Origin of the sequence: Phenylobacterium sp. (assembly GCF_037138395.1) — a bacterium.
GTDB lineage: Bacteria > Pseudomonadota > Alphaproteobacteria > Caulobacterales > Caulobacteraceae > Phenylobacterium.
Window position 1 is genome coordinate 1 of sequence record NZ_JBAXIM010000021.1, and the last position, 24,103, is coordinate 24,103.

At 67.2% G+C, this 24,103-nt stretch carries 19 protein-coding genes and 2 tRNA genes; 10 read left to right on the top strand and 11 right to left on the bottom strand.

Features of this window, described 5'->3' with window-relative positions:
- The 5 genes from WCJ52_RS02805 to WCJ52_RS02825 form a co-directional block, all read left to right on the top strand.
- Window positions 1-1,316: YDG domain-containing protein (locus WCJ52_RS02805; protein WP_336901778.1), on the top strand; the 1,316-nt coding region annotated here is incomplete at its 5' end.
- Between the two features lie 56 nt (window positions 1,317-1,372).
- Window positions 1,373-3,100, top strand: coding sequence for a ShlB/FhaC/HecB family hemolysin secretion/activation protein (locus WCJ52_RS02810; protein ID WP_336901779.1), 1,728 nt, complete (start codon window positions 1,373-1,375; stop codon window positions 3,098-3,100).
- Window positions 3,101-3,135: 35 nt separating this feature from the next.
- Window positions 3,136-4,086: a Coq4 family protein gene (locus tag WCJ52_RS02815; protein ID WP_336901780.1), complete on the top strand. Its 951-nt coding sequence runs from the start codon at window positions 3,136-3,138 to the stop codon at window positions 4,084-4,086.
- A 103-nt stretch (window positions 4,087-4,189) separates the two neighbouring features.
- Complete coding sequence (locus WCJ52_RS02820) at window positions 4,190-5,818, top strand: long-chain-fatty-acid--CoA ligase (protein WP_336901781.1); 1,629 nt, start codon at window positions 4,190-4,192, stop codon at window positions 5,816-5,818.
- Between the two features lie 88 nt (window positions 5,819-5,906).
- A complete protein-coding gene (locus WCJ52_RS02825) occupies window positions 5,907-6,041 on the top strand; it encodes a hypothetical protein (protein ID WP_336901782.1) in 135 nt (44 codons plus the stop codon).
- A gap of 3 nt (window positions 6,042-6,044) precedes the next feature.
- On the opposite strand, the gene WCJ52_RS02830 is transcribed toward WCJ52_RS02825, so the two are convergent.
- Both WCJ52_RS02830 and WCJ52_RS02835 read right to left on the bottom strand, forming a co-directional pair.
- On the bottom strand, window positions 6,045-6,935 hold the full coding sequence (locus tag WCJ52_RS02830; protein WP_336901783.1) for an MBL fold metallo-hydrolase: 891 nt from the start codon (window positions 6,933-6,935) through the stop codon (window positions 6,045-6,047).
- 8 nt (window positions 6,936-6,943) lie between these two features.
- Window positions 6,944-7,360, bottom strand: a complete 417-nt coding sequence (locus WCJ52_RS02835) for a TIGR01244 family sulfur transferase (RefSeq protein ID WP_336901784.1) — start codon at window positions 7,358-7,360, stop codon at window positions 6,944-6,946.
- A gap of 120 nt (window positions 7,361-7,480) precedes the next feature.
- On the opposite strand from WCJ52_RS02835, the gene WCJ52_RS02840 reads away from it, so the two are divergent.
- Together WCJ52_RS02840 and WCJ52_RS02845 are read left to right on the top strand one after the other, a co-directional pair.
- Window positions 7,481-8,404 (top strand): ABC transporter permease subunit, encoded by a 924-nt coding sequence (locus WCJ52_RS02840; RefSeq protein WP_336901785.1) that lies wholly within the window; start codon window positions 7,481-7,483, stop codon window positions 8,402-8,404.
- Window positions 8,401-9,282 carry an ABC transporter permease subunit gene (locus tag WCJ52_RS02845; RefSeq protein WP_336901786.1) on the top strand — a complete coding sequence of 294 codons (882 nt, stop codon included), beginning with the start codon at window positions 8,401-8,403 and terminating at the stop codon, window positions 9,280-9,282. The genes WCJ52_RS02840 and WCJ52_RS02845 overlap by 4 nt, the downstream gene beginning before the upstream one ends.
- A gap of 4 nt (window positions 9,283-9,286) precedes the next feature.
- Here WCJ52_RS02845 and WCJ52_RS02850 read toward each other — a convergent pair whose 3' ends face one another.
- Window positions 9,287-9,871 (bottom strand): hypothetical protein, encoded by a 585-nt coding sequence (locus tag WCJ52_RS02850; protein ID WP_336901787.1) that lies wholly within the window; start codon window positions 9,869-9,871, stop codon window positions 9,287-9,289.
- 277 nt (window positions 9,872-10,148) lie between these two features.
- Here WCJ52_RS02850 and WCJ52_RS02855 point away from each other — a divergent pair, with 277 nt between their 5' ends.
- Entirely contained in the window at window positions 10,149-13,094 is a 2,946-nt protein-coding gene (locus WCJ52_RS02855) for a TonB-dependent receptor (RefSeq protein ID WP_336901796.1), read from the top strand.
- 446 nt (window positions 13,095-13,540) lie between these two features.
- On the opposite strand, the gene sppA is transcribed toward WCJ52_RS02855, so the two are convergent.
- The 3 genes from sppA to WCJ52_RS02870 all read right to left on the bottom strand — a co-directional run bounded on the left by sppA (window position 13,541) and on the right by WCJ52_RS02870 (window position 16,470).
- The gene (sppA, locus tag WCJ52_RS02860) at window positions 13,541-15,316 is read right to left on the bottom strand and encodes a signal peptide peptidase SppA (protein ID WP_336901788.1); all 1,776 of its coding nucleotides are present in this window, start codon (window positions 15,314-15,316) and stop codon (window positions 13,541-13,543) included.
- 97 nt (window positions 15,317-15,413) lie between these two features.
- Complete coding sequence (locus tag WCJ52_RS02865; RefSeq protein ID WP_336901789.1) at window positions 15,414-16,262, bottom strand: DUF1963 domain-containing protein; 849 nt, start codon at window positions 16,260-16,262, stop codon at window positions 15,414-15,416.
- A gap of 131 nt (window positions 16,263-16,393) precedes the next feature.
- Window positions 16,394-16,470, bottom strand: a tRNA-Pro gene (locus tag WCJ52_RS02870).
- A gap of 124 nt (window positions 16,471-16,594) precedes the next feature.
- Between WCJ52_RS02870 and WCJ52_RS02875 the strand changes: the two genes are divergently transcribed.
- Together WCJ52_RS02875 and WCJ52_RS02880 are read left to right on the top strand one after the other, a co-directional pair.
- Window positions 16,595-16,668, top strand: a tRNA-Gln gene (locus WCJ52_RS02875).
- A 113-nt stretch (window positions 16,669-16,781) separates the two neighbouring features.
- Window positions 16,782-17,570 carry a phytanoyl-CoA dioxygenase family protein gene (locus WCJ52_RS02880; RefSeq protein ID WP_336901790.1) on the top strand — a complete coding sequence of 263 codons (789 nt, stop codon included), beginning with the start codon at window positions 16,782-16,784 and terminating at the stop codon, window positions 17,568-17,570.
- Between the two features lie 66 nt (window positions 17,571-17,636).
- On the opposite strand, the gene WCJ52_RS02885 is transcribed toward WCJ52_RS02880, so the two are convergent.
- The 5 genes from WCJ52_RS02885 to WCJ52_RS02905 all read right to left on the bottom strand — a co-directional run.
- A complete protein-coding gene (locus WCJ52_RS02885; protein WP_336901791.1) occupies window positions 17,637-19,787 on the bottom strand; it encodes a glycoside hydrolase family 95-like protein in 2,151 nt (716 codons plus the stop codon).
- A gap of 128 nt (window positions 19,788-19,915) precedes the next feature.
- Window positions 19,916-20,749 (bottom strand): phytanoyl-CoA dioxygenase family protein, encoded by an 834-nt coding sequence (locus WCJ52_RS02890; protein WP_336901792.1) that lies wholly within the window; start codon window positions 20,747-20,749, stop codon window positions 19,916-19,918.
- Between the two features lie 6 nt (window positions 20,750-20,755).
- On the bottom strand, window positions 20,756-21,586 hold the full coding sequence (locus WCJ52_RS02895) for a phytanoyl-CoA dioxygenase family protein (protein ID WP_336901793.1): 831 nt from the start codon (window positions 21,584-21,586) through the stop codon (window positions 20,756-20,758).
- Window positions 21,587-21,705: 119 nt separating this feature from the next.
- Window positions 21,706-23,202, bottom strand: a complete 1,497-nt coding sequence (locus tag WCJ52_RS02900) for a putative 2OG-Fe(II) oxygenase (RefSeq protein ID WP_336901794.1) — start codon at window positions 23,200-23,202, stop codon at window positions 21,706-21,708.
- Between the two features lie 22 nt (window positions 23,203-23,224).
- A partial coding sequence (locus WCJ52_RS02905) for an aspartyl/asparaginyl beta-hydroxylase domain-containing protein (RefSeq protein ID WP_336901795.1) occupies window positions 23,225-24,103 on the bottom strand: 879 nt, incomplete at its 5' end.

A 24,103-nucleotide genomic window follows, 5' to 3' on the forward strand; every position in this document is an offset into this window, starting at 1 on the left:
ACGCGGGAACGCGGAACGTCAGCACGAACCTGGCTGGCGCTGACTTCACCGCCGGAGCCGGGACGACCCTGGCCAACTACGTCCTTCCCGCCTCGGCGACCGGCCTTGGACGGATCGACGCCCGGACCCTGACCCTCAGCCTGTCCGGCGACTATTCCAAGACCTACGACGGCAGCCGGACCGGTCCCGTGGCACCGGGGGCCCTGACAGTAACCGGCTTCGTCGCCGGCCAGGGCGGCTCCGTCTCCGCGGCTTCGGGCAGCTACGACTCCGCCGACGCCGGTGCCCGGATCTTCTCGGTCCTGGTCGCCCAGTCCGACTATGTCCTGACCGGCGGGGCAAAGGCCTCGAACTACGTCCTGCCGACCTCTGCCAGCCTCGCGGCCACGATCAGCCGCCGGGTGCTGAGCGCAGACATCATCGGGTCGCCGACCCGGACCTACGACGGAACCACTGTGGCCAGCCTCAACGCCGCAGATTTCCGGCTGACCGGGTTCGTCGCGGGGCAGGGGGCCTCGGTCACCCAGACCCGCGGGACCTACGCCTCTGCCGACGCGGGCCCGCGGACCGTGACCGCCGGACTGGGCGCGGGTGACTTCACCGCCCAGGGCAGTACCCGCCTGTCGAACTACATCCTGCCGACCACCGCCGCCGGCGTCGGCCGGATCAGCCCTGCGGTCCTGACGGCCTCGATCGTTGGCAATCCCACCAAGGCCTATGACGGAAATACCTCCGCCACCCTGAACACCGGTAACTTTGCGCTATCCGGGCTCGTCAGTGGACAGAGCATTTCCGTGACGCAGACCGCGGGGACCTATGATGCGGCGACCCCGGGTGCACGGACGGTTTCCGCCGGGCTCCTTGGCGGCGACTTCGCGCCCGCCGTCGGGGTCAGCCTTGCCAACTATGTGCTGCCCACCCTGGCGACGGGTGCGGGCACCATCATAGAGAACACTTCAGGCGACCCCGTGAAGGATATCCTCGTGGCCCTGGGCGTACCCGAGGATGAGGCCAACGCCACCTCGCAGCAGGCCGCGTTCGCCGGTAACACGCCCAAAGTCTACGTCCCCTTCCCGGCGCCTGGGGCCCTCTCGACCCTGCGCTCCAACGGACTTGCAATCCTGCCGGGAATCCTTGAGGGACAGTCGGGTCGGGCCGCCTCCGGGCTGCAATCCGGCCTGTCGACGGTTCAAAGCGGGGCTCCTGTCATCAACGGAGGCGATTCCATTCTGCTCCAGGGGGCCCGCAGCAAGCGCTGGACCATATTTGTCCCCATGGCGGCGGCGCCTGCTGACCAAGACGCAGGGGACCGATAGGCGTGTCCCCCCCGCGCATCGGGTCCACCCGAGTCCCCCTTCGTCTGTTAATCCTAATGGCCGTTAGCCATGTCGTCTTGGCGGGTGCCGCCACGGCCCAGAACTATCCCAAGGTGGCTCCGCGGCTTCCTGAGGCTGCGCCGCCTGCCCAGGTGGCTCCGCCGGTGGGTTCCGATGCGTCCCGCAGCCGTAGCCCTGACGCCGCTGACCCGGTCCTGCTACCGGTGCTCAAGGGCGTGGTCTTTGTCGACGGACCCTACGCCCTGAAGCGCGAAGGGCTCGCTGCAGACGCTGCAGGCGAGCGAGGGGTCTCCGTGCGCGCCCTCGAGGATCTTGATGCCGACGACTTCCGGGCCGCTATTGCCCCCTTTGTTGGCCGCCCGCTCCTGCTGTCTGACCTTGATGAAATCCGGAGCCTGGTACGGGCCCGGTATGTCAAGGCGGGCAAGCCCTTTCTCGACGTCTCCGCGCCGCCCCAGAATGTGACGACCGGCATCGTGCAGATCGTGGTGACCCAGTATCGCTTGGGCGCGGTCACGGTCTCCGGCGCAAAGCACTTCTCGGACGATGTCATCCGGCGACCCCTGACCCTCAAGGAGGGTGATCGCCTCTCCCTTCCCGTAATCGAGGAGGAACTCGACCGCCTTAACGAGAACCCGTTCCTCAGCGTCAACGCCGTCTTCCAGCCGGGCAAGGCGACCGGGGAGACAGACCTGGTGCTGCAGGCCACGGACCGGACACCGGTGCGCGTCTATGCCGGGGTCGACAACCGCGGGTTCCGCCAACTCGGCCTCTGGCAATACGAGGCGGGGGTGAACTGGGGCAATGCCTTCGGTGCGGGACACATCTTGTCCTACCAGCTGACACGGTCCTTCGAAGGCCGCTTCACTGCCCATTCCGCCAGCGGTGTCTTCGGCGTCGCCCCGAAGAGCAAGCTCCTGGTCTTCGGGAGCTACTCTACTGTCCGGCCGAGGATCGCCGAGGGTTTCGACAATGTGGGCCATTCCGGCCAGGCCAGCGTCCGCTTCTCCCGCACCCTGCCGCGCCTGGCCGGCGTCAGCGGCAGCCTGCAGGCCGGTTACGACTACAAGTTCACCGACAACAATCTGGAGTTCGCCGGGATCGCGGTCATCGATACCGCGATCGAGGTCCACCAGTTCCCGGTGAACCTGGTCCTCAACCGGACGGACAGTCTGGGACAGACCAGCCTCTCCAACGACCTGGTCTTCAGCCCGGGCGGCCTTTCCGACAAGAACACCGACGCCGCCTTCGAGGCGCTCGTGCCCGGCGCCAAGGCCAATTACATCTACGACCGCCTGTCCGTCACGCGGACCACACGCCTGCCCCGGGACATGGTCTGGGTCCTCCGCGGCTCCGTCCAGGTGGCGACCGGTAACCTGCCGAACAGCGAACAGATTGGCGGCGGCGGATCCGGGAGTGCCCGCGGCTACTATCCGGACACAGCGGTGGGGTCGACGGGGGTGATCCTGAACACGGAGCTTCGCCTGGCGCCCTTCAGCCCCTCGGCCCTGGTCGGCCAGGCCTCGGCCTTTGAGGACAGCCTCCAGGCCGGGGTCTTCTATGACTTTGTCGATATCCAGCAGCCCGACCAAGTTCCGGGCGCCTCGCCCCCTGCACGACTGGAGAGCGTAGGCGTCCTCCTCAACTACTCTGCCGGCCGCAATGTCGACCTCGCCATTGACGGGGGCCTGCAACTCAGGCGGGGTCCCAACGAGACCAAGACGGGCGGCGTCGTCGCCATGTCCCTCACCGTCAGCTTCTAGAAAGCCCGGCGGAAGGGCGACGGGAGGATAGGATCATGGCAGTCGCAGGTTCTCTCAATGCAGACCGGGCCCACTATGCAGACCGGGTCCGCAGCGGCCTCGGCCGCGAAACTCCGGATCCGTCTGGCGCCGTTTCTGTGGAACGCCTTGAGGCGGCCGAGGTGGGGCATGTTGCCTTTGCAGCGCCCTGGGAGCTGGTGAGGGTCATGGACCGCTTTGCGGAGCGCAGGGGCTTTGCGGTCCCAGGTCCCGACATGGCTGAAGCGGGCGAAGCCAGGCGGGTGCCCCATGCCGTCCCGGAGGGGCTCTTCACCGCCCTTTGGGCTATTGTCGAGGGTGCCGGCGGCGGACGATCGGCGCTTGAGTTCACACAGGCCACGGCGGGCCTTGGGACCCATCTGGACCCGGGCTTCCGGGACACCCAGCTTGAGGTCAGCCGGAATTGGCCAGGCGTCGCCGCCGCCGCCGCCCAGGGCTGGCCGGAGCCCTTCACCCTGGCCCAGCTGGCCTCTGGGCCTGCGGGGTCCCTGGCGTCAGAGTTCCGTGCACTGATTGTCGACAACGGCTTCGACCTCGAGGTGCTTGACCGGGACGCCCTGTCCCTGCGCGATCTCCCCGCGCCCCTCAACTATCTCAATGCCCGGATCCTGCAGGTCCACGACCTCTGGCACCTGGTGGGCGGATACCAGACCACTGGCCTGCACGAGATCGCCATCTCGGCCTTCCAGCTCGCCCAGTTCGGCCACGCCTATTCCGCCTGGGTCCTGGCCGTTACCCTGGCGTCAGCTTCCGTCGAACCGGTCCGGTACGGCGTGCTCTCCGGGGTCATCGCCGCCGCCTGGAGCCATGGTCGAGCCACCCCACCCCTGCTGGGGGTGGACTGGCCCTCGGTCTGGGCGGAACCCATCGGGGCCGTCCGGGAGCGCCTCGGCGTCACGGCCTTCGAGTCCCCCTGGCCCGCCGACCTGTTTGAACGGGCGGCCTGACCGCGCCCCGCCGTTGCCTCCGGCGGGCCGAGACCCTAGGTTCCGCTCCAGACGCCCGAGGGCGTCAGCAACATCAGAAGCACAAGACCTGGAGGGTTTCCCCATGCTCGGCAGAATGCAGGACTGGCCGCTGACCGTTGACCGGATTCTGGATCACGCCAAGGCCTGGCACGGTGACCGGGAGATCGTCTCACGGTCCGTCGAAGGCCCCATCGTCCGCACCACCTACGCCGAGGTCCATGGCCGGGCCAAGCGCGTCTCCAGCGCGCTCAAGGCCTTGGGCATCCGCCAGGGCGACCGGGTCGCCACCCTGGCCTGGAACACTGCCCGGCACCTCGAGGCCTGGTACGGCATCATGGGCATAGGCGCGGTCTGCCACACCCTGAACCCCCGCCTGTTCTCCGAACAGCTGGTCTACATCATCAATCACGCCGAGGACCGGGTCATCTTCACGGACCTGACCTTCCTTCCGATCCTTGCGCAGATCCGCGACCAGATCCCGACGGTGAAGCACTTCATCGTGCTGACCGACGAGGCGCACATGACGGACGCGATTCCTGGTGCCCTGGCCTACGAGACCCTGGTCGCCAGCCATTCCGAGGACTGCGCCTGGGGGGGCTTCGACGAGAATAGCCCGGCGGGCCTCTGCTACACCTCGGGCACGACGGGCAATCCCAAGGGCGTCCTCTACTCGCACCGCTCCAACTTCCTCCACACCCTGGTCACCGCCGGTGTGGACGTGATGGGCATGGGGGCGATCGAGACGGTGCTGCCGGTGGTGCCCATGTTCCACGCCAACGCCTGGGGCATCGCCTTCTCGGCCCCCGCCGTGGGCGCTAAGCTGGTCATGCCGGGCCCGAAGCTGGACGGCGCCTCCGTCCATGAGCTCCTGGAGTCCGAGAAGGTAACCTTCTCGGCCGCCGTGCCGACCGTCTGGCAGATGCTGCTGACGCACCTGCGCCAGACGGAGGGCAAGCTGACCTCCCTCAAGCGGGTGGTCATCGGCGGGTCCGCCGTGCCGGAGGCCATCGTCCGCGGCTTCCGCGACGAGTTCGGGGTCGACGTCACCCATGCCTGGGGCATGACCGAGACCTCGCCCCTTGGCACCCTCGCCAATCCTTCGGCCAGGGTCGCGGAGATGGACGACGAGGCCCAGCTGAAGTTCAAGCTGAAGCAGGGCCGTCCCCCCATCTGCATCGACCTCAAGCTGGTCGATGACGAGGACAAGGTCCTACCGCATGACGGCGCGACCTTCGGTCGCCTGATGGTGAAGGGCCCCTTCGTGGTCGGCCAGTACTTCAAGGGTGATGGGGGAGACATCCTAGACCCGGACGGCTTCTTCGACACCGGCGATGTCGCGACCATTGACGCGTACGGCTACATGCAGATCACCGACCGCTCGAAGGATGTCATCAAGTCGGGCGGCGAGTGGATCAGCTCCATCGAGATCGAGAACATCGCGGCGGGCCACCCCAAGGCCGAACTCGCCGCCGTGATCGGCGTGGCCCATCCCAAGTGGGACGAACGGCCCCTGCTGCTGGTCAAGCTCCGGCCGGGCGAGACGGGGACCAAGGACGAGTTCCTGAAGTTCCTCGAGGGCAAGATCGCCAAGTGGTGGACGCCGGACGACGTCGTCTTCGTGGATGACATTCCCCTGGGAGCCACCGGCAAGATCGACAAGAAGCTGATCCGCCTGCGCATGGCGGACTATCGGCTGCCGACGGCGGGCTGAGTTCGAGGCCTGGCGGCGGAGTCTTGATCTTGATCAAGGCACCGCCGTTCCAGGCGACGACGATGACGGGGTCAGAAGGAGTGATCCCATGCCCCATCTTCCCCTCGCCCAGCAGGCCTATCTCCTGATCACCCTCGGTGCCTTCGCCATCTTCATGCTGGCGCTGGGCGGGGTCTCAATCCCCATCATGCTGAGCCGCAAGGACCCGAAACCCCGGAGCTGATCCTCAGGGGCGGCGGTAGGTCGCCGCCGGGCCGGGTTCGCCGTCGCAGGTCAGGACCCCCCGGCGCACCAGGTCGATGGCGTGCCCGAGCAGGGAGTTCGCCGCCGCCGGGTGTAGCCGCTTGTCCACCGCAGCGTACATCTCCGGTACCATGTCGGCGATCCGGCCAACGCCCTTGTCCACGCAGGCCAGGAACTGGGCCTCCCGGCCACGCCTGTGCGCGGCGTAGGCGGCGATGAAGGGTGCAACCTCCGTGATCGGCGGTCCGTGTGTCGGCCACAGGGTATCGAATCCACGGTCCGCGACCTTCTGCAGGCTCTCCATGTAGGCGGTCATGTCGCCACCCGGGGGCGAAACCACCGTGGTCGACCAGCCCATGATGTGATCGCCGGAGAACAGGGCGTTCTCCTCGTGAAGGGCATAGCAGATGTGGTTCAGGGTGTGGCCGGGGGTGGCGACTGCCTCCACGGTCCAGCCGGGGCCACGGATCACCTCGCCGCCGCGCACCACGATCTCCGGGCGGAAGCCCTCGTCCTCGTCGGCCTCGACGACAATGCCGTCCGCCGCGCCGATCCGGGAGGGTGGGCAGCCGTGGATGCGGGCGCCTGTCCGGGCCTTGAGGGGCGCGGCGAGGGGGGAGTGGTCGGCATGGTGGTGGGTGATCAGGATGTCGGTGATGGTCTCGCCCGCGGTGGCGGCGAGGATGGCCTCGAGGTGGTCGTCCAGGTCCGGGCCGGGGTCGATGACCGCCACCTGTCCCCTGCCGATGATGTAGGTGCCCGTGCCCAGGAAGGTGAAGGGGCCGGGGTTGTTCGCCACAACGCGGCGGATCAGGGGCGAGACCTGGTCGCAGGCGCCGTACTCGAAGGTGATGTCCTTGACGAAGGGGATCATAGTCGGGCTCACAGTGTTCGCGGAAGGACGGACGACAGGTCATAGCCTGCGCCGGCGGCGAGGGCGACCAGGGACTCCCGGTCATGGTCCCCGGCCCGTAGGGACCCCAGGGCCCAGGCGGTGACCGAGCGCGTCCCGGACCGGCAATAGGCCAGCACGGGGCCCGGCGAAGTGGCGACGGCGGCGAAGACGGCGTCGGCGGTCTCCGCCGAGGGCATGCCCGCAAAGGGAAGGTCCACGAACTCCAGCCCCGCCGCCTGGGCGGCCGCCTTCATTGCGGCGCCGGAAGGCTGGTCCGGGGATTCGCTGTCCGGCCGGTTGCAGACCACCCGGACAAACCCCTCCGAAGCGGCCCGAGCGAGGTCGCCGGGCTGCAGCTGGGGCGACACGGACAGGCGCTCCGTCACACGGTGGAACTCAGACATGGACTGGACCCTCCTCGGAACCCGCGCCGGGAAGCCGGGCGGGTGCGTTGACATCATCGGGGGGGGATGGAAGTTACGCAATCGTCAGGCCCTTAAAAACCCTCGCCCCGGCTTTCCCTCATGTTGCGCTTCATCGCCCGTCGACTGCTTGTGGCCGGGCCGACCCTGCTGGTGGTGATCACCCTGGCCTTCTTCATGATGCGGGCCGCGCCCGGCGGGCCCTTCGATACCGAGCGCCGCCTGCCGCAGGCGGTGGAGCAGAACCTGAAGGCCCGGTACGGCCTCGACCGCCCCCTCGGCGAGCAGTACCTCGCCTATCTCAAGGGCGTGGTGCAGGGGGACTTTGGTCCCTCCCTGAAATACCCGGACAAGTCGGTGGCCGATATCCTGACCCAGAACGCACCGGTCAGCCTGCGCCTCGGCCTGGCCGCCCTGGTCCTGGCCATGGCGACGGGGGTCAGCCTGGGCGTCCTGGCCGCCCTGCGGCGCAACGGCCTCCTGGACATCGGCGCCATGGGCCTGGCCGTGCTGGGCGTCTGCGTACCCACCTTTGTCACCGCCCCCCTGCTGATCCTGCTGTTCGGCTCAACCCTGCAGTGGCTGCCCAATGGCGGCTGGAATGGCGGTGCCCTGCCGAACATGATCTTGCCGGTCATTGTCCTGGCCCTGCCCCAGGCGGCCATCATCTCGCGCCTGACCCGGGCGGGGATGATCGAGGCCCTCGGGGCCGGGCATGTCCGCACGGCCCGGGCCCGGGGCCTGCCCGAGTGGGCGGTCGTCCTGCGTCATGCCCTGCGCCCGGCCCTGACGCCCCTGGTCAGCTATCTCGGCCCCGCCGCCGCAGGCCTCCTGACCGGGTCCCTGGTCGTCGAGAAGATCTTCAACCTGCCGGGCCTGGGGAAGTTCTTCGTCATCAGCGCCCTGCAGCGGGACTACACCGTCGTCATGGGCATGATCGTTGTCTATGCGGGCCTGGTCCTGTTTCTGAACCTCGTGGGCGACCTCCTGCTGGCAGTCGTCGATCCCCGGGTGCGCCTGTCATGAGCGAGACTGTCCTGACATCCCGCCCCGCCGCCCGCGGCCGCAGCCTGACCGATGACGCCATCGCCCGGCTGCTCGCCAACCGAGCGGCCACGGCCAGCCTGGTGGTGTTGGTCCTCCTGACCCTCTTCGCCCTGCTGGGCCCGGCCCTGACCCCCTGGCCCTATGACCAGGTCAATAAGGCGGACGTCTGGGTCCCGCCCCTGACCAACGGCCACCTCCTGGGGACCGACGCCCTGGGCCGGGACCTGCTGGCGCGCCTCGCCATGGGCCTTAGGGTCTCCCTGGCGATCGGACTGGTGGCCACCCTGGTCTCGCTCCTGATCGGTGTCGCCTGGGGGGCCACCGCCGGCTATCTCGGCGGGGTGGTGGATGAGGCCATGATGCGGATCGTCGACGTCCTCTACGCCCTGCCCTTCATCTTCTTCGTCATCCTGCTGATGGTGGCCTTCGGGTCGAACATCCTGCTGATCTTCGTGGCCATTGGCGCGGTGGAGTGGCTGACCATGAGCCGCATCGTTCGCGGCCAGACCCTGTCCCTGAAGCAGAAGGAGTTCATCGAGGCCGCCCGGGCCGCGGGCCTGGGGCGCCTGGGCGTGGTGGTCCGGCACATCATCCCGAATCTCCTGGGACCGGTGGCGGTCTATGTGACCCTGACCATTCCTGCGGTCATCCTGGCCGAGAGCTTCCTGTCCTTCCTCGGCCTTGGCGTACAGCCCCCCATGGCCTCCCTCGGGACCCTGATCTCGGCGGGGGCGCAGGACATGGAGATGGCCTGGTGGCTGCTGGTCTTCCCGTCCCTGGCCATGGCCGCCACCCTGGCCGCCTTCAACTTCATCGGCGACGGCCTGCGGGACGCCCTCGACCCCAAGGACCGCTGAGGGGCTATTCCTCGCGCTTGGCGCGGAAGCCGGCTTGGCCGTCGACGGACACCAGGTAGCTGCCCATGGCGGCCGAGCGGACGCTTACAGTCATACCCAGCCGGGGCGTCCGCGCCGGCCCCTCGGGATCGGTCTGCCGCCAGACGGCGCCGTTCTCAAGTTGCAGGATCCACTTTCCGTCCGCCCCCTTGCGCGCCGCCTTCAGGACGGACTCCACCCGGTCGAGCTTTTCCGTGCCCTCGGCCTTGTCGAAGAGGGCGAGGGAGGGGAGGGCGAACCCGAAGGCCTGGCGGCGGACCTCCCCAGCCTGCTTACGGTCGACCACCACGATCTCGCCGGTCTTCTCGGCCTCGTCGAGGCGGCTGGCCGCCGAGTCAAAGCAGGCGAGGCGGGCGGCGGGTTCGGTAATGCGGCGGCAGGCGCTGAGGGCTTCCAGGGCACCGGCCCGGCGATCGCTGAGGCTGGCCGGGGGTTTGGGCGCGGCCTGGGCGGCCATCGATACGGCCAGGAGGGCCAGGGCGGGCAGCAAGGCCAACGCCAGGGCTTGCCGGTGTGCAACGCGATCGCGGATCTGAGTCCCTGCAGTCATATTGGTCCCTCAGCGAACACTGATGTCTTCCACGCTATCCCAGCCCCTGCTGGGCCTCAATCGCCGCCCGGTTGCGGAACGGTGGCATTTCTGTGGCTATTTTACGACAGTCCCGCCGAGACCGTCTGCCTTGGGAGGGTTAATCGTTGACCCTTCCGCACCATCGCCACAAAAGCGTTGCAACCGAATCCGCGTCGCGGGCTTGGGACCCTTGCGTTTATCGGTTCACGGGGCTGGCGAGACACCGGCCTTCCGTTGGAGGATCAAGACCTTGAAAATGAAATCCATGCGGCAGCGCCTGCTGGCCTCTTCCATGATCTGCGGTGCCGCCCTGCTGGCGACCCAGGCCCAGGCCCAGGGCACCAATGAGGTTCAGGAAGTGGTCGTCACCGGTTCGCGGATCCCGCAGCCGAACCTGACCAGCATCAGCCCGGTGACCTCGATCAACGCCTCGGACATCCGGGCCCAGGGCGTCACCCGCATCGAGGACATGATCAACACCCTGCCGCAGGCCTTCGCCTCGCAGGGTGCCTTTATCTCCAACGGTGCCTCCGGCACCGCCACGGTCAATCTCCGCGGCCTCGGCCCCGACCGGACCCTCGTCCTGCTCGACGGTCGCCGGATCATGCCGGGTTCCCCCGGCAGTTCCGCCGCGGACCTGAACTTCATTCCTTCGGCGCTCGTCGAGCGGGTTGAGGTGCTGACGGGCGGCGCTTCGTCGACCTACGGCGCCGACGCCGTGTCCGGCGTCGTGAACTTCCTCATGCAGCGGAACTTCGAGGGCTTCAAGGTCGACGTCCAGTACTCGACCTACCAGCACAAGAACGACAACACCGGCGTCCAGGCCATCATCAAGGCCAAGCAGGCCACCGCGACGGACAAGTCGCAGTTCGTGGTGCCGTCTTCGAACGTGACCGACGGTGACGGCGTGGCCGTGTCGGTTGCCTTCGGCGCCAACACCTCGGACGACAAGGGCAATATCACCGCCTACGCCACCTGGCGCCACAACAACCCGATCCTGCAGGGTAACCGGGACTATTCGACCTGCACCTTCAACTCGGGCGCCGCCTTCACCTGCGGAGGCTCCGGCACGGCGGTTCCCGCCCGCTTCGGCAGCCTCATCGTCGACCCCTCTGGCCCCGGTAATACCTTCCGCGCACGGAACAGCGCGACCGACGTCTACAACTATGGCCCGACCAACTACTACCAGCGGCCGGACGAGCGCTACAACCTGGGTGCCTTTGCCCATTATGACGTGTCGGAATGGGCCACGGCCTATATGGACGTCATGTTCATGGATGACCGCAGCGTCGCCCAGATCGCCCCTGGCGGCATTTTCGCCGGCGCCTACGGGGTGAACTGCGACAATCCGCTGATGACCGCCACCCAGCAGACCCAGCTGTGCGGCGCAACCGCCGGCACCGCGACGATCAAGACGCAGACTGTTGCCCGCCGGAACGTCGAAGGTGGCCCCCGCCAGGAGGACATCCGGCACAATGCTTACCGCATCGTGCTCGGCCTGAAGGGCGACCTCAGCGAAGCCTGGTCCTATGACGCCTACCTCCAGTACGGCACGGCTCAGACCAGCAGCACCCGGACAGGATACTTCCTCGTCCCGAACATCAAGAATGCGCTGGTCGCCCGGCGTAACTCCGCGGGCCAGATCGTCTGCCAATCGGTCATCGACGGGACGGACCCGGCCTGCGTGCCCTACAACATCTTCCAGCTTGGCAAGGTCACGCCGGAGGCGCTCAAGTACCTCCTGACCGATAGCTCGGGCATCGGCGAGCTGAAGCAGAGTGTCGTGAGCGGCTCGGTCACCGGCGAGCTTGGCGAATACGGCGTCAAGAGCCCCTTCGCTGAAGAAGGCGTGGGCGTCGCGTTCGGTGCTGAATACCGCGAAGAGTCGAGCTCCTCGAAGTCTGACTATGTGGCGGCCAAGGGTCTTCTCAGCGGCACGGGCGGCGCCTCGCCGCCGGTCTCGGGCGGCTACGACGTCTACGAACTCTTCGGCGAGGCCCGTATCCCGCTGGTGGAGAACCTGCCCCTGGTGCAGAAGGCCACCCTCCAGCTGGGCTACCGCTATTCGGACTACGCCTCCCAGAACACCAATACCTACAAGATCGAGGGCGACTGGGACGTCATCGACGGCCTGCGTTTCCGTGCGGGCTACAACCACGCTGTCCGGGCGCCGAACATCTCCAACCTGTTCTCGCCCCAGAACGTGGTCCTCGACGGAACGACCGACCCCTGCGCCGGCCTGACCGCCTCTAACCCGCTGGTCGCCAAGTGCGCCCAGGCCTTCAGCCTGACCACGGCCCAGGTCCTGGCCATCGAGAAGAACCCGGCGCCCCAGTACAACGGCCTCACCGGCGGTAACCCCAACCTGAAGCCCGAAAACGCCGACACCTATACGGTTGGTGTCGTCTACCAGCCGAGCTTCCTGCCAGGCTTCAACGCCTCGATCGACTACTTCAACATCAAGATTGAAGATGCGATCGGCGGCATCGGCGCTGACCTGGCCATAAACCGCTGCCTTTCGACCCTGGATCCGTTCTTCTGCGGCCTCGTCAAGCGCGACGCCCAGGGCTCCCTGTGGCTGTCGAACCAGGGTTACATCATCGACACGACGCTCAACACCGGCTCGACCTCGACCGCCGGCGTCGACGTCAACCTCAGCTACCGTCGTGACCTGGCCGACTTTGGCCTGGATGACTACGGCAGCCTGAGCTTCGACTTCGTCGGCACCTGGTTGGACTCCCTGAAGACGTCGCCCCTGCCGGGTGACCCCGAGTACGACTGTGCGGGCCTCTACGGCACGACCTGCAACGGCGGCAACGGCCCGAACCCCGAATGGCGCCACAAGTTCCGCGTGAACTGGGCGACGCCGTTCTGGGGTGACCTCCAGGTGGGCCTCCAGTGGCGCTACTCCTCGGAGGTCACCCTCGACGCCTTCGACTCCGATCCCCAGCTCAACAGCCCGGATCTTCAGTATCCCACCGACAAGACCCTGCCCTCTCAGAGCTATTTCGACCTGACGGCGAGCTTCAAGGTGAAGGACAACTACACCGTCCGCCTGGGTGTCAATAACGTGCTGGACGAGGATCCGCCCCTCGTCGGGGGCAGCGCCTGCCCGACCGGATTCTGCAACGGCAACACCTATTCCCAGGTGTACGATGCTGCAGGCCGTTACCTCTTCATCGGCCTCAAGGCCGACTTCTGATCCGATCCCCTCACGGGGAAAGGAAGGGCGGCGACCTCGGTCGCCGCCCTTTTTCTTTGCCTGCGATCTGACCGTGCTCCAATTCCTCCCCCCAGGGGGAGGTTGCGCGCGCAGCGGGTCGGAGGGGGTCAGCTGAAGCGCCGTTGACCCCCTCAGTCGGCTGCGCCGACAGCTCCCCCTGATGGGGAGCAATTACGGCGGTAATTCCTCCCCCAAGGGGGAGGTGGACCGGGGCGCACGCCCCGGGACGGAGGGGGTCTGCGGCGACGGGGATTGACCCCCTCACCGGGCTTCGCCCGGAGCTCCTCCTAAGGTGGAGCCATTAGACAGTTCCAATTCCTCCCCCAAGGGGGAGGTGGACCGGGGCGCACGCCCCGGGACGGAGGGGGTCAACTGAGGCGCAACAGCCACCCAGCCGGCTTCGACGCCCCTCCCGCCAACAGGCCCTAGAAGGCCGGTTGAGGTGCTCTCACCGCCGCGGAACCCGCCGGCTTGCGGCTCCAGGCCATTTCATCGAGGATCGCTTCGGCCCGGGGGTCGCCCAGGATCCAGGCTGTCGCCGCCAGGCTGCGGGCCGAGGTCGCCGAGACCCCGAACATGCGGCTGATGGCTTCGAAGGGCGTGCCTTCCGAGGCCATCCACTTCAGGCGCAGTTCCTCGTTCGTGCCGGAGAGGGCGCGGGCCCGGTCCACGGCGTCGTAGAAGCCGCCGATCTGGTCGACCAGCCCCAGCTCCCGGGCCTGGGCCCCGGTCCAGACCCGTCCCTTAGCGATGGCCTCGACCCGTTCGACGGGCAGGCGGCGGCCCTCGGATACCCGTCCGATGAAGCGGGCGTAGATCTGGTCCATCCAGCGGGCGAAGGCGGCGCGCTGGCTGTCCGAGAGCCCGGATCCCATTGAGAAGGCGGAGGCATAGTCGGAGCCCACCCCCACCTGCCTCAGGTCGACCCCGTACCGGGCCAGGGCCTCGCCGACAGCGAACTTGCCGCCAAAGACGCCGATGGAGCCCGTCAGGGTCGTGGGCTGGGCCACGATGGCCGACGCGCCCGAGGCGATCCAGTAGCCGCCGGAGGCCGCATAAGGGCCCATGGAGACCACGACGGGCTTCCCCGCCACCTTGGCGTTCTCGATAGCCCGCCGGATCTGCTCCGAGGCGGTGTCGGAGCCGCCGGGCGAGTTCACCCTCAGGACGATGGCCTTGACGTCCTTGTCCTCCACAGCGTCGTTCAGGGTCTCCTCCAGGCGGTCGGAGTAGATCGCGTCCCCGGAGGCGAAGGGATTGGAGCCGCCACTGCCGCCGGTGACGATGCCACCTTCGGCGGCGATCACGGCGATGGCCGGTCCCATGGACGGGCCAACGGCGTGCGCGCTGCGGGCATAGGCACCGATGTCACGGAACACAGCGTCCTTGCCGGCCTTGTCGGACAGCTGCTTGCGGGCCGAGTCGAGATAGTCGACCCGGTCGATCAGATTGAGCCGGAGGGCGTCCTCGGCCATCAGCGGGCCAGACTCCAGGGAGGCCTTCAGGATGGCCGGCGTCTGGCGGCGGTCGGCGGCAGCCCGGTTGATTGCCGTGCCGTAGATCGATTCCAGCATGGACTGGGCCGCCTCCCGGTGGGCTGGGGTGTAGTCGGACTGCAGGTAGCCGTTGACCGCGTTCTTAAATTCCTTGCGCTGCTCGTAATCGGCGCGGACCCCGTAGCGATCGAAGAAGCGCTTCAGGAAGATGTCCTCCGAGACCATCCCCGTGGCCTGCAGGGAGGATCCCGGCTGCATCCAGACCTGGCCGCCCGCTGCCGCCAGCATGTAGGTCGAGGGGGTGGCGCCCGCAGGATAGAGGCCCTGGCTGAAGACGATCAAGGGCTTGCCGGTCTTGCGGAAGCGGCGCAGGGCGTCGGAGATCTCATCGGCCATGGCGGGCGCCATGCCGGACTCAGGCAGGCGCACCAGGAGGCCGCGGACATGATCGTCCGTCTCGGCCGTGCGCAGGGTGGCGATGATCCGCATCACGGACAGGGTGGGCTGCCCGAAACTGGCGAAGGGGTTGGCCCGGTCCTGGTCGGTGATCTCCTGCCTGAGGTCGAGCTCGACCACTGTCTGCGCAGGTACGGGCGCGGGCCGCGAGGCGCCGGCCGCCAGGACGATCAGCAGGAAGGGCACGCCCACAACGAACAGCAGCAGACCGGCGAAGACGCCAGCCATGGTCAGGAGGAACTGTTTCATTGCGGATCCCGGGGGCGGTGGTGGGATGGCGACCCTATCCCGGGACGGGCGGCGCGCCAATGGACGTGGAGCCTGTTCCGACGTCGGATCGATCGGCTCAGAGGGCGTGGAGGAAGACGAACACCCGAGAGAAGTCCCCCCGGCGAGCTGCGGCGTCATGGACCCAGAAGAAGAGACGTCCCAGCTGCATCCACTCCAGCCCGGCGGCCGGATCGCTGTCGACCTGCAGGAAAAGTCGCCAGTGGTGGGCGGCGGAGATCGTCTCGGCGGTAATTTCGCCGGGATCGAAGGTCTGGACGTCGCCGGTCCCGGCGGCGGCCGCGGCGCACTGGATCTCCATGTCATCCCCCTGAAGGATGCCCGGGTACCCGCCGATCTGGTGGGCGGGCTCTGGCGACAACATCTCCAGGACAGCCGCCTCCAGGGTCAGGTTCTCGGCCTTGGTCAGGGACTTCCAGTCGAACGCGATGCGCTCGTCCGCATAGGAGGTCCGTTGGGTCGGCATCAGGGGGAAGGCGGCGATCCGGCTTCGCGGTCGCAGGTCATCCGGCGGCGCGACAGGTCTGGCAGGGCCTGTCTCCAGGCGCACGATGCAGGCGCCGGGCTGCCCGGGCTCAAAGTCCTGGGGGCGGTCGCCCATGTCGAGGAAGACCTGGAGCCGGCCTTCAGGCGGCAGCCACTCAGGCCCGCCCGCCGTGCGTACCTCCTGCAGGTCGATGCGCGCCAGGCAGGCCATGGGCCTGTCCCGGAACCTGGGCCAGTCGCCGGAAATGTCCGCCTCGCCCCCCAACCGGGTCCGTCCCTCGCCGCCGGGAACGAGATGCAGGCAGGGCTGAGCCTCGGCACGAATCTGGTCGAGGATGGCCTGGACCCGTTCGGTCAGCGGCGCGATCGCCTGCGGCCTGCCCCCGAAAAGCCCACCCAAAAAGCTGAAGACGCCCGCCATGACGGTTTCCCCTCGTTGATCCTGACCTTGCGACTTTTCGTTCCCATTCTGTTCGAATTGCTGCGAGGGGCACGGAACCGCCGGTCACGGAAGGCACGCTTGATCGCTACAGTCTCGGGGGAAGGGGGAAATGGTCGGAGTGGCAGGATTTGAACCTGCGACCCCCGCGTCCCGAACGCGGTGCTCTACCAGACTGAGCCACACTCCGACTTGGGAAGCCGGCTTATAGAGGACGGGAACACAGGCCGCAAGCGAGGCCGGGGCGTTGCATCCGGCCCGGCCTTGGGCTATTCCCACGCCCTCGCGCGGCCCGTCTGCGTCGCCGTTCCTGCTGGGGAATGGTGTAATGGTAACACAGCGGTTTTTGGTACCGTCGTTCTAGGTTCGAGTCCTAGTTCCCCAGCCAATCCTCCCGTGACGGCTCACCCTGAGTGGCCGCTTGTCACGCAGCGCCCGGTCGCGTCAAATGCATGGGCTGTTGCGGTCGAACATTTGCGCGCGCGATACGGGGATCTCCTGATGCAACGCCATGAACTGAACACGCACTTTGAGTGGCAGCCTATCTCTGGCCCGTTTCGGACCCTGACCGCGGCGCAGGCGCGCCAGTACAACGAGGCCGGTTATTTTGTCTTCGAAGGGGCGTTTACCCCCGAAGAGGTGAGCCGCATCCGGGAGGCCATCGATCCCATCGAGCAGGCTCACGAAGCGAAACTGCGGGAAAGGCACGGGGGCCAGCTGTTCATCAGCAAGGCGGACGCGATCACGTTTTCCGTTCACATCGTGACGCGCTCCGAGGTGGCCCGGGACTTCAGCCGTCACCCTGTTTTCCGGGATATCTGCCATGATATCATTGGTGAAAAGGCTCGGCTCTACTGGGATCAGGCGGTCTACAAGAAGCCTGGGAATCCCGAGGAGTTCCCCTGGCACCAGGACAATGGCTACACCTACATGGAGCCCCAGCAGTACCTGACCTGCTGGGTCGCGCTCACGGATGCGACCCTCGACAATGGTTGTCCCTGGGTTGCCCCCGGCCTGCACCTGGACGGCACGCTGGCTCATGAAGCGACACATCTTGGGTTTCGGTGCGCTCTCGATCCTAAAGGTGCCGTGGCCGTTCCCGTGAAGTCGGGCGATATCGTCGTGTTTTCCTCGCTGACGCCCCACAGGACGGGTCCAAACCTCACCTCGGACACCCGCAGATCCTATATCCTTCAGTATGCACCCGACGGCGTAGTCGCCTTAGATCCCCTGAGCGGCGAGAACAAACCGGCAAATCATCCGGATCGACAATATTACGTCGACTCCTAAATCAATAAGCTCAAAAGATAATAAATATATCGGATAATACAAATCCGGTGAAAATGTATATTTGACTTAACTGATATTTTTGACGTCTTCAGCCGCCAGAAGAGGGCGGGCCAGCTGGATCCGCTCTGCTTCGGAAAGGACCAACAGCCTTCCCGGTTCAAGCCGGAGGTCGAGCCTTGCGGGCTGGTCGAAGGCTGCGAGACGAAGCTGAGCCGGGGAACTGGAAAGCAGTTCAACCCGGGTGATCCGGCCCTCCGCCAGGCTCGCAGAGACCTCTATCGCGCCATCGGCCAGCAAGGTGTCGAAGGAGGCTGTCTCCCAGGACTGCGGGACGGCGGGAAAGAGGCGCACCAGGCCGGGTGAGCTCTGCAGCAACATGGTCTGGATGGCGTCGGCCGCACCCAGGGCGCCCTCGAGGGTAAAGGCTCCGAACCGCACCCTGCCAATACCCCGCCCGCTCCAATCTCCGTTGGCGTGGAAGCCATTGGGGAAGACGAAGGCCTGGTCAAAGCGCGCCAGGGCGTCCCGCGCCGCCTCGCCATCGCTTATTCGGGCGGCGAGGGCGGCAGCCCAAGCGTAGCTGTACCCCATCCAGAATTCGCGGGAGGCCGAAAGGATCTGCCCAACCGTCGCCCTGGCGATCCCTGAGGCGACCGGGTCGGGATCAAATCCCGTGAGCAAGGCCAGCGGGTGTACGGCCAGGGCATGGGAAAAGTGTCGGTGATGGCCGGGGTACTCGACATCTTGCGCGACCTGCAACTCGCCCCGCGCTGACAGGTTCAGCTCCGGCATCTGCTGCAGGACGGACTCCCAGTGTTCCGCGTCGGCAGCCCGTCCGATCTCCCTGGCCAGGGTCGCTGTGGCCGCCAGGACCCACCTGAAGAGGCTCAGATCGTAGTTGGTGAAGGTGCTGAACCAGGCTTCCGGCCGGTTATCTCCGACCTCCGGCGACGATGACAGGGCGACACTTCGCAGACCCTGAGCGTCGCGAACCTCGGTGATGGCCTCGACAAACCGGCACACCTCCGTGAGGTAGGGCAGGGCCCGCTCCCGCAGGAACTGCCGATCCTGGCTGTAACGCCAGTGCAGGAAAAAATGGTGCGCCAGCCAGGCGCCTGTGGAGACTGAGTGGGTGTACTGGCGCCAGCCGCCAATCTGCCGGTTCAGCAGGTCCGCCGTCATTGGCACGTTGAGGCCTTGGACGCCGTAGAAGCGCTGGGTCCAGCCGGTGCAGGCCTCCCGGGTGTCCCATAGCCAGTCGACGAATCCGAGGCCGGCTTCCAGCTGGTTCCCGGCGTAGGCGGGCCAGTAGGCCATCTGACTGTTGATGTCGTGGTGATAGTCGCCCTTCCAGGGCGGCAGCCGGCCATCGTCGCTGGTCCAGACACCCTGGAGCGCAGCCGGCGGTCGGCCACGCCGCGCCGCGGCACCGAACTGCGACATGCCGGAATAGTAGACCTTTTCGATCGACGCCTCGGGCAGGTCCAGCCGGCCCCGGGACCAGTAGTCCGACCACCAGGCCGCCTGATCGGAGACGGCCTGGTCGAAATCGCCGGCAAGGGCGGCCTCCAGGCGACGGGTGATCTCACCGAGCGGATCCCCGCCGGCCGCGGCCGTAACGACGGTGCAGGCGCCCATCCAGTCCGCGCCTTCCAGCCGCCAGGCTGCCAGGGTTGCAAAGCTGAAGCCACCCCAGCCTTGCTGGACGAAACCGGCCATCCCCGGGCCCGTGATCGGTTCCGGCACCGGATATCCGAGGTCCCAGGCATGGTGACGGCTCAGGGAAGGCCCCGTCTCCGGAACCGTCTCGGTCGGAGGCGGCCCGAAGGGCGGGGGAACGACGCTGACGACCGGAGCGCATCCCCGCAGGCGCAGTCGGCAGATTCCCTCTGCGTCGAGGATCGACTCCAGGACGGCGCCATTGGCCAGTTCCACTTCAGCCCGTCCGGTCGCCCGCTCCAGACGCCAGCGGATCACCGGGCAGGGCAAGATCAGGGCAATGCGGCCGGCCGGCAGCCGGGTCGGACCCGCACGATCGTATGGGGCTTCAAGCCAGGCCTTCAGGTCGTCATGCCGCCCGGCGTAATGCGCCTCAGCGACCTTTTCCCAGGTATAGTCGGCCCGTTCGTACTCTTCGATGGGCCTGAGATCCCAGAGGTCAGCCCGGTCGAGTGAGATGTTGAGAGGCCGGCCATCTCCCCAGATGCTGGCCCCCATGAGACCATCGCCCAGGGGAAGCCCGTGATCAGAGGTGACCGGCGTCGTCTCGAGCTCAAGGGGATGGCGCCAGACGGGGTGATCTGCAGGTAGCCCCGCAGCCTTTGCCCTGGGCGCGCCTGAACCTGTCAACGGGGCCAGAGCACAGGGTTGAGGGGACCCGCTGCGACCTCGCCTGGAGGCGTGTCAGCAAGCCAGAGCTTGTGATCGAAGAACCGGGCGCCGCTGGTGTCCTGGCTGACCCGCGTCCCGTCGGCATACCAGATCACGGTCATGACAGAGCGCAACAGCGAGGTCGGGTTGGGCGGTGCCCGGTGCAGGGTCCAGCCCCGATGAAAGGTGGCGTCGCCGGCCTTGACCGCGCCATGCGTGGCCTCGACGAGGTTCAACTCCCGAACCACCTCGGAGAACCGCGCCTCGGAATCGTCTCCGATGACGAAGGCCCCAAGGTTGCCGCGAAGGTGGCTGCCATTGGCGAAGGTCATGGTCCCCACTTCGGCGGGAACGTCGACCAGGGGCAACCACATGGTGATGGTGTCGTTGGTCTCAAGCGGCCAATAGCTCTGGTCCTGGTGCCAGGGGGTGTGGCCGCCCCCCGGTTCCTTGAAGAGCGCCTGATCGTGATAGAGGCGCACGCCCTCCACCCCCAGCAGATCGGCCGCCACCTTTGCGAACCTGGCGGCGAAGACGAGCCGCTTGGTGTCGGGATTACGGGTCCACAGGTTGTGCGCCTGCAGGAAGGCCCTTCCATAGGTGTCCCGCGCTTCGATCGGCACCGCCTTTTCGGCAAGGCGGCCGACAAGCGCCTCTATCGCCGGTCGGAATTCGGAGATTTCCTCGGCGCTGACCAGCCCCCTGACGACGGCGTGGCCATTGCGCTGGAAGCCGTCAATCGTATCCCGGTCGATCTCGACCAGCCTGTCGATTCCGCTTGGCGGTGGAAGTCCGGCATCGGGGGTCATGGGCACCTACTGCACGATCGGGATGGCGCCGGATACGGGCCGGGCCGAGGCCGCCACCTCCGGAAGGCGCATGGCCAGACTGCCTGTGGCACCCTGCATGCGTCCCACGGCGTCGGCGATGTCGAAGAATGTAGAGGCGTCGAACAGCCTTGGCCGGGCGTCCATGTGGAGCTTCTGGTCCATGGCCTCCAGCGTGTCCCGCCAGCCCTCACGGCCGTAGGACGGCCATTGGACGCCATCCTGCATGTAGGCGATGTCGATGAAGTAACGCTTGCGGCTGCCCCCACCGGGCTGGGCGCGCCGCGCGTGGACCAGGGCCGAATGCGCGAAGATCACAGTCCCTGGCGGGATGTCATTGATCACCACCGTGCCGGGGATTTCCTGTTCACCAAGGAAGGACAGGGCGTCGCGCCGCATGACGGCCCGGTGACTCTTGGGCAGGAGCAGGAGGTCGCCGACCGTGCCATTCAGGCCGTCGAGATAGTGCAGGACGTGGAGCTGCACATGCTTGCGGTTGGTCTGCGGCACCTGTTCGTAGTCATGGTGCCAGGCGATCCCCGCGAGGCCGGGGTCATGTCTTGCGGCATGACAATGATGGAAGGTAAAGGCGGCCCCGCCCATGATGTCGTCGGTGATCGCCAGGGTCTCCGGATCGACGACCAGGTCGCAAAGCCGATCATAGCGATGGATATTGCGACCATCGAACCGGGGCTCGACCTCGACATAGCGATCGATCTCACGGGCGACGGCTTCGGATCTCTCCAGGCTCAACATGCCGGGACGGATCACATAGCCAAGCTTTCGGAACTGCTCTTTCTCGACTTCGGATAAACCCATCGTACTTTCCTCGGCCAGCCTGCCCTGGAGGGTCGAATCTAGAGTGGACTCCGGACAAGGTGTCAAACGGCATCTGGGCGTTCCCCAAGGTGAGGCGTGCGGTCTTCGTTCCTGGAGCGTCAGGCCGGGACCAGGTCGAAGGCCACCGTCATGCGGGTCTCGTCGGTCGTGAAGGGCGTGGTGCCGTGCCACATATAGCTTGGGAACAGCACCAGCCGGCCGGGCTCCGGGCGGATATGGTGTTCAGCGTCCAGGGGCGGTGAGGTCGGGATGGGCGGCCTGCCAAACCGGATCCACCCCTCCCGGGTCTCCCGGTCGATGGCCTGCTCCGGTGTCTCCACGTAGAAGGCCGAGGAAATCCAGCCCTGGGGGTGGAAGTGGTCGGTGTGGAATCCGCCGGGCTTGAGCCGGACAGACCAGGCGCCCTGGAACCTGTAGTCCCCCGTGACCCGCGCCCGGTGCGGGTCCTCTCCGGGGCCCAGGCCGGAGATGTAGTTCCGGATGGGAGCGTCGAGGGCCTCGAAGAGGGCGGCGATCACCGGATCCTGCGACCCACTGAGGTTCTGGAGGGTCTGGAGGCCCCCGCGCACCGACTGGTTGATCGGCTGGTGCTCGTAGACGTGAAGGGCAGTCAGGGCCGAGGCGAGGTCCGCCAGGAAGGCCTCCAGGTTCGTCCACCCAGCGGGCGTCTCGAGGGTCTGGGCGCGGACGAGGCCCTCATAGTCGTTCAGGACAGCCGAGAGCGGATCCCCGCAGGCCCGGGCGGCGGTGGCGGCCCAGCCCAGCAGGGACTGGTCGTGGGGTGACTTGGCGAGCCCTTCGCGGGCGGCGGCCAGCGCGGCCTCCGGTCGCCCTGCCGCCAGGTGCAGGATGGCGGACTGGTTCAGCACGGCACCGCTGCGCGGGGACACTGCCCTGGCGGTGTCCAGCCGGGTCTGTGCCGTGGAGAGGTCGCCCACCAGGATCGCCGCATGGGCCGCCGCCAGCTGCACATCGACGTCCCGGTCCAGGGCGTCCGCCGCCTGGACCAGCAGGGCGTCGGCCTCGCCGGTGTGTCCCGCCGCCTTCAGGATGTCGACCTTGGTCAGGAGACAGGCCCCCGGGTCGCCGCCGGCGTTGAAGCAGGTGTCCATGGCCGACAGGCCGAGCCGGGCGTCCCCCCGCAGCATCCAGACATAGTTGGCGTATTCGGCTGTCAGCCGGGGGTCGGCCAGGGCGCGTTTGCGGGCCTCGACATAGGCGGCTTCCGCCCCGGCGTGATCGCCGCAGGCCATCAGGACGCGGGCGCGGACTCCCCAGGACTCTGCTCCGTCCAGGCCGAGGGCCATGCCCTTGTCTATGGCGGTGCGCGCATCGTCGTGGCGGCCGAGGTCGTCGAGGGTGGCGGCCAGGTTGTGCCAGGACACGGGGCTCTCCGGATAGAGGTCCGCTGCCCGCCGGTTCAACTCAAGCGCCGCCAGGGGCCTGTGCAGCAGCTTCAGCGCCTGGGCCCGGGTGGCGAGGGCGAGGTGGTCCGGCCGGGCCTGATCCACCAGGATCCGGGTCAGGCGGAGGGCGCCGTCGGGGTCTCCGGACTCCAGAAGGGCCACCGCCTTCTTCAGGGTCGTATCAGACATGGCAGGTGTCTCCGGGGGCGCGTCAGACAGCGAAGAAGGCGTTGCGGGCGTTCAGCAAGGCGGTGACGGCTTCGCGCTCGTCCTCGGTAATCAGGGGATTCCAGATATCGAGGATCATGATGACACGCAGGGCGTCGGCATCGTTCCAGGCCTCGTGGTCGATGGTGTCGTCAAAGGCCCAGGCCTCGCCCATCCGCCAGTTCCGGGTCTCGTTACCCACCCGGAATCGGGCGGGGCCGGGCAGGATCAGGGGCAGGTGCACCAGGAGCCGGGTATTGGTCGAGCCGGTGTGCGCCGGGATCCGGGTGCGGGCCTCAAGGGCCGAGAAGATCACGGTCGGCGCAAAGCCCGGCTGGCGGGCCAGGGGCAGGCGGTCGAGCAGGGCCGCCGTCCCCGGGCACCGGCGGCAGGGCTCTTCCTGGCGCTCGCCGTCCTTCCACAGGAAGAGGGAGCTCCAGAGCCGTGACTGGTTCAGTTCCTCCCACTGGTTCACCGGCGCGCCGGGCGGCACGTTGATGTAGGGGGCGAAGTCAGCGTCCATGGTGGCCAGCACCCCCTCGAGCTCACCCCGGATCATATCCGTGGCGGCCTCCAGTTCGGGGAGCCAGGGAAATAGCTCCCGATCGAAGAAGGGGATGGCGGGCAGGCGGGGATAGGTCAGCAATATGCCTTCCGAGGGATAGGGGCGCGTCCGGCCGGCATAGATCTGGAGCCCCTCGTCGAACCTCGCGCCTGCTGTCCGGTCCATGCGCGCGCGGGCGGGCGCAGCCCGGTCCGCCAGGAAGGCGGAGAGGGCGTCGGTGGTCTCCTCCACCACCTGCCGGGCGCGGTCGACCGCCGGCTGCAGGGTGGAGGGCAGGGGATCGGGCAGGATCTTCAGGGCGTTGCGGTAGATCTGCCA